Origin of the sequence: Bradyrhizobium sp. 31Argb, assembly GCF_043638955.1 — a bacterium.
GTDB lineage: Bacteria > Pseudomonadota > Alphaproteobacteria > Rhizobiales > Xanthobacteraceae > Bradyrhizobium.
The window spans coordinates 1-7,282 of record NZ_JBEGDB010000346.1; the positions used below are offsets into that span (position 1 = coordinate 1).

Consider the following 7,282-nt stretch of genomic DNA (forward strand, 5'->3'; position numbering starts at 1 on the left):
TTGTGGAGGCGTGGATTGCTTCGCTTCGCTCGCAATGACGGAGACCGTCATTCCGGGGCGATGCGCAGCATCGAGCCCGGAATCCATTTCTCCACGTGCGCCTGCGGCCCGATGGATTCCGGGTTCGTCCTTCGGACGCCCCGGAATGACGGCGGTGTTCGTGGCGCAGGCCTATGGCGGATTACGCTTCGCTAGTCCGCCATACGCCGGTTACGATGCCGCAGCCGCCCCAATCTTGTCCTGCGTCCTGGTCTCGAAATCGCTGGCGTCGTGGCGCTCGTGCAATTGGCTTGCGGGATCGCCCGAGATGCGGTTGACGATGCGGCCGCGCTTCACGGCCGGACGCTTTGCGATCTGGTCGGTCCAGCGCTGCACGTTCTTGTATTCATGCACCGACAGAAATTCGCCTGCGCCATAGAGCAGGCCTTTCACCAGCCCGCCGTACCACGGCCACACCGCGATGTCGGCGATCGTGTATTCGCTACCGGACAGATATTCGTTGTCCGCCAGACGACGATCCAGCACATCGAGTTGACGCTTCACCTCCATCGCATAGCGGTCGATGGCATATTCGATTTTGGTTGGCGCATAGGCATAGAAGTGGCCGAAGCCGCCGCCAAGAAACGGCGCGCTGCCCATCTGCCAGAACAGCCATGACAGGCACTCGGCGCGAGCGTGGCCACCGGTCGGCAGGAATGCACCGAACTTCTCGGCAAGGTGCATCAGGATCGCGCCGGACTCGAACACGCGGATCGGTTCCGGCCCGCTGCGGTCCAGCAGCGCCGGAATCTTGGAATTCGGATTGACCGCAACAAAGCCGCTGCCGAACTGGTTGCCATCGATCGTGATCAGCCAGGCGTCATACTCGGCGCCGGAATGGCCGAGCGCGAGCAGCTCTTCCAGCATGATCGTGGCTTTCTGGCCGTTAGGGGTCGCCAGAGAATAAAGTTGCAACGGATGCTTCCCTACGGGAAGTTCTTTCTCATGCGTAGGCCCGGCGATCGGACGGTTGATGCTGGCGAAGCGGCCGCCATTCTCCTTGTTCCAGGTCCAGACTTTCGGCGGCTCATAAGCGGGTGCATCGGTCATTGATCAGGCTCCAGCGCGGAAGGCGCGAGTATTAGCGCAAGGCATAGGGTCGGCAAAGACGCGCATGCGCCGTGCCCACCATCCATAAGTGCATTGGATATGGTGGGCACGCTTCGCTTTGCCCACCCTACGAAAGTGGATTCAGGATGCGGCCGCCCGCTGCCGCCGTTCCACGCCTGTCATCGCAAAGCCGTCATAGTCCTTCGCCGCGACCTCGTTGCAGATCTGCCTGTAGGCTCCGACGCCGCCGATATAGGGCATGAAGATCCGCGGCTTGCCGGGAACGTTGGCGCCCATGTACCAGGAATTGGCCTGCGGATAGAGCGTGGTGTGGGCAACCTCGTTGACGTGCGCCACCCATTTGTCCTCGGCCTCCCTGGTCGCCTCCATCGTGTCGAGTTCACGCTCTCGCATATGGTCGAGGCAATCGCTGATCCAATCGACATGCTGCTCGATCGACACGATCATGTTCGACAACACGGACGGACTGCCGGGACCGGTGATGATGAAGAGGTTCGGAAAGCCGGCGCTCATCAGGCCGAGATAGGTGCGCGGTCCCTCCGCCCATTTCTGGTTCAACGTCAATCCGTCACGGCCGCGAATGTCGATTTTTGCCACCGACCCCGTCATGGCATCGAAGCCCGTCGCCAACACCAGCGCATCGAGTTCATACTCGCCAGCCGTGGTGCGCACGGCGCTTTCCGTGATCTCCTCGATCGGACTGCTCTTGATGTCAACCAGCGTCACATTGGGGCGGTTGAAGGTCGCGAAATAATCGGTGTCGACGCAGATCCGCTTGGAGCCGATCGGGTGGCTGTTCGGCTGCAGCAGCTTGGCGGCCCCGGGATCCTTGACCATCTCTGCAATCTTTTCCCGCACGAAGTTCGCGGCGGTATCGTTCGCGGCCTGCTCCAGGGCGAGATTGTTGTAGGCCGACATGAACGTGAGTCCGCCACGCTGCCAGCGCGCCTCGTAGCGGGCGCGACGTTCGTTGTCGCCATCATCGAGCGCGCCGCGATCAGGCAGGTCGGTATAGATGCCGTTGCGCGCCACTTCCCGCTCTACGCGCCGGATCTCCGGATAGTTCGCGCGAAACCATGCGCGTTCCTCATCTAGCAGCTTGGCATTGCGCGCGGGGATCGAGAAATTCGCGGTGCGCTGGAACACGGTGAGATGGCGCGCCTGCTCGGCGATGACAGGTATCGACTGTATCCCGGATGAACCGGTGCCGATCACACCGACGCGCAGGCCGGTGAAATCCACCTGATCATGCGGCCAATGGCCGGTGTGATAGACTTGGCCCTTGAACCGATCGAGGCCCTTGATGTCGGGCTTGCGCGCATTCGACAGGCAGCCGGTGGCAAGCACCACGAATTTGGCGGTGACGGTCTTACCGTCGGAGGTGGTCACCGACCAGAGCTTGCTGGTCTCGTCGAACGCGGCCGCATCGACGCGGGTATCGAACTGGATGTCAGAACGCAGGTTGAAGCGGTCGGCGACATGGTTGGCGTATTGCAGAATTTCCGGCTGCGGCGCGTAACGCTCGCTCCAATCCCATTCCTGCTGCAGTTCCTCGGAGAACGAATAGGAATACTGCATGCTTTCGACGTCGCAGCGCGCGCCGGGATAGCGGTTCCAGTACCAGGTGCCGCCGACACCGCTGCCCTGCTCATAGACTCGCGCCGAAAAGCCGAGACCGCGCAACCGGTGCAGCATGTACATGCCGGCGAAGCCGGCGCCGACCACGACGACGTCGTAGTGCGCGGCAGGAGTTGCGGAAGCGGATGGCAAAGCGGACATGGACGCGGGCTCCCTTGAATATTCTTTTCGTTACCGGCCAGCATTCTCCGCGAAGCGCCAAAGCGCAAGAGACAAAGCGCGCGGTGATATTCTGTCCCGTGGAACGCTGCTTTCGCCCCTCATGGTGAGGAGGCGCGCAGCGCCGTCTCCGGACGATGTTTCGCATCGCCTTGAGAACCATGAGGCCCCTATCTCGGCCGCGGCCCATCCTTCGAGAAGCCGCTTCGCGGCTCCTCAGGATGAGGGTTGCGCTTGTTGCTTCGGCGGTGCTCGCTGCCGCGCTTTGCACTGGCCCACTAATGCGCTAGCGTTGCCGCCAAGGCATACGTTTCAAAAGCAAGAAAAGCAGCGTGAAGCTGCCACCGGGAGAGAGAACGCAGCCATGAAATCGCCGATCTGCGACATGCTGGGCATCGAATTTCCTCTGCTCGCTTTCAGCCATTGCCGCGACGTGGTGGCCGCCGTCAGCCGCGCCGGCGGATTTGGCGTATTGGGCGCGACCGTGCATTCGCCTGAAAGCATCGAGCAGGAACTGAAATGGATCGACGACCACGTCGACGGCAAACCCTATGGGCTCGACGTGCTGATCCCCGAGAACATCTCGACCGCTGGCGAGAAGAACGTCACCTGGAAAAGCCTGGAGCAGCGGGTCTCGCCCGCGCATCGCGACTTCACCCGCAGCCTCCTGAAGAGATACGGCATCGAGCTGACGACGACCGCTGTTGCCGACAACCAGCCGCAGCCATTCGACGCACAGCGCGCGCTCGAATTGCTGGAAGTCTCCTTCAAGCATCCGATCAAGCTGATCGCGAATGCGCTGGGTGTGCCGCCGAAGGAGATGATCGACATGGGCCGCAAGCACGGCGTGCCGGTCGCAGCGCTCGTCGGCGCCAAGGAGCACGCGCTGCGCCAGGTCGCGGCCGGTGTCGACATCCTCGTCGTGCAGGGCACCGAGGCCGGCGGCCATTGCGGCGAGGTCTCGACCATGGTGCTGGTGCCGGAGGTCATCAAGGCGATCAAGCCGATCCGCGATGTGCCGGTATTGGCCGCGGGCGGTATCATGACCGGGCGGCAGATGGCGGCCGCGATGGCGATGGGCGCCGCCGGCGTCTGGACCGGCTCGGTGTGGCTCGCCACCGTGGAATCCGAGACCACGGAAATCTTCCGCGAGAAGATGATCGCAGCGTCCTCGCGCGACGCGGTGCGCTCGAAGGGACGCACCGGCAAGCCGGCGCGGCAACTCCGCTCGGTCTGGACCGATGCCTGGGACCGCTCACCCGACAGCCCTGGCGCGCTGCCGATGCCGCTACAGAGCATCATCAGCCGCGACGCCTTCAACTCGATCGACCGCGCGGCGGCCGCCGGCAACGAGAAGGCGCGCGATCTCGTCAGCTACTTTGTCGGCCAGGGCGTCGGCCTGATCGACGGCGTGAAATCGGCGGGCGCCGTGGTACAGGAATTCAAGGAAGATTTTATCGAGGCGGTGGAACACATAGATGCGCTGGTGGCGGAATAGTGCCGTCATTGCGAGGAGCGAAGCGACGAAGCAATCCACGTTTCCGCAAGTTGTGAGATGGATTGCTTCGCTTCGCTCGCAATGACAGGTAGAACGGGCGGCGAGCCCAATGTCCGAAAGTGAACCAACAAGAAATGTCCAACAGCACCCCCGAAGACCGCATCCCCGTCATCGTCGGCGTCGGCGAGATCGTCGACCGTCCGAAGGACATCGCCGCCGGCCTCGAGCCGCTCGCGCTTCTTGAAGAAGCACTCAAGCGCGCCGAAGCCGACAGCGGGGCGAAGCTGCTTGGTGACGTCCAGTCGCTCGACGTCGTCAATTTCTTAAGCTGGCGCTATCGCGATCCGGAGAAACAGCTCGCCGAACGCCTCGGCATCAAGCCTAAGCATCTCTATTACGGCCCGGTCGGCGGCGAGAGCCCGATCCGCTATCTGCATGAAGCGGCGCAGCGGATCGCGCGCGGCGAATGCAGCGTGGCGGCGATCTGCGGCGCCGAAGCGCAGTCCACCGCAACCAAGGCGGATCGCGGCGGCATCGCCTTGCCGTGGACGCCGTTTGCTCATGATGTCGAGGAGCCGAAACGCGGCGCCGCGTTCCAGAAGCCGCTGGCGGTGAAGCTCGGCGTGTTCAGGCCGATCACGGTCTATCCGCTCTATGAGTCCGCCACCTCGGCGCATTGGGGCCAGACGCCACGCGAGGCGTTGGCGGAGTCTGGCGAACTGTGGTCGACCTATTCCAGCGTCGCGGCTTCGAACCCGAATTCGTGGCTGAAGAAGCGCTTCACGCCGGAGGAAATCACCACGCCGACGCCGGAGAACCGGCTGATCGCCTGGCCCTACACCAAGTTGATGGTGGCCAATCCGACCGTGAACATGGGCGGCGCGCTGCTGCTCACCAGTCTCGCCAAGGCGCGTGAGGCCGGCATTCCGGAAGAGCGGCTGGTCTATCCGCTCGGCGGCGCGTCGGCGGAAGAGCCGCGCGACTATCTCGTGCGGGACCAGTTCTTCGAGAGCCATCCGCAGACCGCGGTGCTGAAAGCGGTGATGGACCTGGTCGAAGGCGACGGCAGGAAGTTCGACGCGATCGAGCTCTATAGCTGCTTCCCCTGCGTGCCCAAGATGGCGCGACGCGCGCTGGGCCTGGGCCCTGACGTGCAGCCGACGGTCACCGGCGGGCTCACCTTCTTCGGCGCGCCGCTCAACACCTACATGACACACGCCGCTTGCGCGATGGTGCGCAAGCTCCGCAACGGTGCCAAGCTCGGCCTGCTCTACGGCCAGGGCGGCTTCGTCACCAAGCATCATGGCCTGGTGCTATCGCGCGCGGCGCCGAAGGAGGCGCTCAAGCAGGATACCAGCGTGCAGCGTGAGGCAGACCGCAACCGCCGCAAGGTGCCCGAATTCGTCGCCGAGGCCAGCGGCAAGGGCAAAGTCGAGAGCTTCACCGTGATCTACCGCGGCAATGGCGAGGTCGAACACGGCGTTGTCATGTTGCGCACCGAAGACGACCGCCGCACGCTCGGCCGTGTGCCCGCGAACGATGCGAAGACATTGGCGCATCTGTTGAGCATGGAGCGCACGCCGGTGGGCACGACGGGCGATATCGTCATGGCGAATGATGGCGTGCCCGAGTGGCGGGTGGCGTAAGATCGCGGAAATCGTAGGGTGGGCAAAGCGCAGCGTGCCCACCATCCGCACTCCGCTCGCGAAGGTGGGCACGCTGCGCTTTGCCCACCCTACGAGGGGAGAGCCGCCCTACCCCTTCACGTCCTGCTTTTCGGAGGCCGTGGTCGGCTTCTTTGCGCCGCCGCCGACCACGCGGACCTGGTCGCCGTCGTTGATGCCGTCGGGCGGGGCGATGATGATGCGGTCGTCACCGGTGAGGCCGGAGGCGATCTCGATCTCCTTGCCGAGGTCGCGGGCGATCGTCACCTTCTTGAACAGGATCTTGTCATCGGCGCCGACGGTCGCAACGCGCAGGCCGTTGCTGTCGAAGATCAGCGCGCTGGCGGGGATGTGCAGCGGAATGGTGTCGCGCTGCAACGTCAGCTTCACATTGGCATAGCCGCCGGGCATCAATTCACCGTTCGAATTGTCCAGCGCAAGCTGCATGCGCGTCGTTCCCAAGCTGACATCGACCGCCTGCGAGGAGGCCTCCACCGTCGCCGTGAAGGTGCGGTTCGGATATTCCGGCAGCGTGATGACGGCCTTGGCGCCCATCTTGATCGACGGCACGAAATTCTGCGGCACGTTCACATAGACGCGCAGCTTGGAGATATCGGAGACAATGAACATCGCCGGTCCCGCATTGCCCCCGGCATTGATCAGCGCGCCGACGTCGGTGTTGCGCTCGGTGACAACGCCGTCGAAGGGCGCGGTGATCTTCTTGTACCCCGCTAGCGCTTCCAGCCGCTCGACATTGGCCTGGCCGGAATTGACGGCGGCTTTCTTGTTGGAGAGATCGGCGGTGCGCTCGTCGATCTCCTGCATCGAGACGAAGTTGGAGGCGAGCAATGACCTGCGCCGGGTCAGCGTCGCTTCGGAGAGCTTGGCGCTGGCCTGCTGGCTGGCGAGATCGGCCCTGGCCTGCAGCAATTGCTGGTCGAGGTCGGGCGCCTCGATTTCGGCGATCACCTGCCCGGCCTTGACGCGGGCGCCGATGTCGACGCTCCAGCTCGTCAGGTAACCGGACACTCGCGCGAAGATCGGGGCGCGATAATAGGCTTCCAGCCGACCCGGCAGGTCGATCGTGGGATTGAGCACCTTGGCGCTGGGCGGCGCGACCGCGACGCTCGGGATGGCCTGAAATGGACCCCGATTGTGGGACCACGTGCTTAGTTGGAAGGGGCTGCTCCGTTTGATAGACGGAGCGCATGAT

5 protein-coding genes are annotated in these 7,282 nt (G+C 63.6%); 2 read left to right on the forward strand and 3 right to left on the reverse strand.

Annotated elements, in window-relative coordinates; all coding sequences use genetic code 11:
- Nucleotides 1–210: 210 nt before the first annotated feature.
- The gene (gene yghU, locus AAFX91_RS36855) at nt 211–1,089 is read right to left on the reverse strand and encodes a glutathione-dependent disulfide-bond oxidoreductase (RefSeq protein ID WP_394569782.1); all 879 of its coding nucleotides are present in this window, start codon (nt 1,087–1,089) and stop codon (nt 211–213) included.
- A 141-nt stretch (nt 1,090–1,230) separates the two neighbouring features.
- Entirely contained in the window at nt 1,231–2,889 is a 1,659-nt protein-coding gene (locus AAFX91_RS36860; RefSeq protein ID WP_394569783.1) for a flavin-containing monooxygenase, read from the reverse strand.
- A gap of 382 nt (nt 2,890–3,271) precedes the next feature.
- Between AAFX91_RS36860 and AAFX91_RS36865 the strand changes: the two genes are divergently transcribed.
- Together AAFX91_RS36865 and AAFX91_RS36870 are read left to right on the forward strand one after the other, a co-directional pair.
- Entirely contained in the window at nt 3,272–4,405 is a 1,134-nt protein-coding gene (locus AAFX91_RS36865; RefSeq protein WP_394569784.1) for a nitronate monooxygenase, read from the forward strand.
- A 134-nt stretch (nt 4,406–4,539) separates the two neighbouring features.
- Nucleotides 4,540–6,051 carry an acetyl-CoA acetyltransferase gene (locus AAFX91_RS36870; RefSeq protein ID WP_394569785.1) on the forward strand — a complete coding sequence of 504 codons (1,512 nt, stop codon included), beginning with the start codon at nt 4,540–4,542 and terminating at the stop codon, nt 6,049–6,051.
- Nucleotides 6,052–6,159: 108 nt separating this feature from the next.
- Here the strand turns inward: AAFX91_RS36870 and AAFX91_RS36875 are convergent.
- A partial coding sequence (locus AAFX91_RS36875; RefSeq protein ID WP_394569786.1) for an efflux RND transporter periplasmic adaptor subunit occupies nt 6,160–7,282 on the reverse strand: 1,123 nt, incomplete at its 5' end.

Bases quoted from the DNA above. Each gene is read 5' to 3' on its own strand.
- yghU (WP_394569782.1), bottom strand. From the start codon at position 1,089: ATGACCGATGCACCCGCTTATGAGCCGCCGAAAGTCTGGACCTGGAAC.
- AAFX91_RS36860 (WP_394569783.1), bottom strand. From the start codon at position 2,889: ATGTCCGCTTTGCCATCCGCTTCCGCAACTCCTGCCGCGCACTACGAC.
- AAFX91_RS36865 (WP_394569784.1), top strand. From the start codon at position 3,272: ATGAAATCGCCGATCTGCGACATGCTGGGCATCGAATTTCCTCTGCTC.
- AAFX91_RS36870 (WP_394569785.1), top strand. From the start codon at position 4,540: ATGTCCAACAGCACCCCCGAAGACCGCATCCCCGTCATCGTCGGCGTC.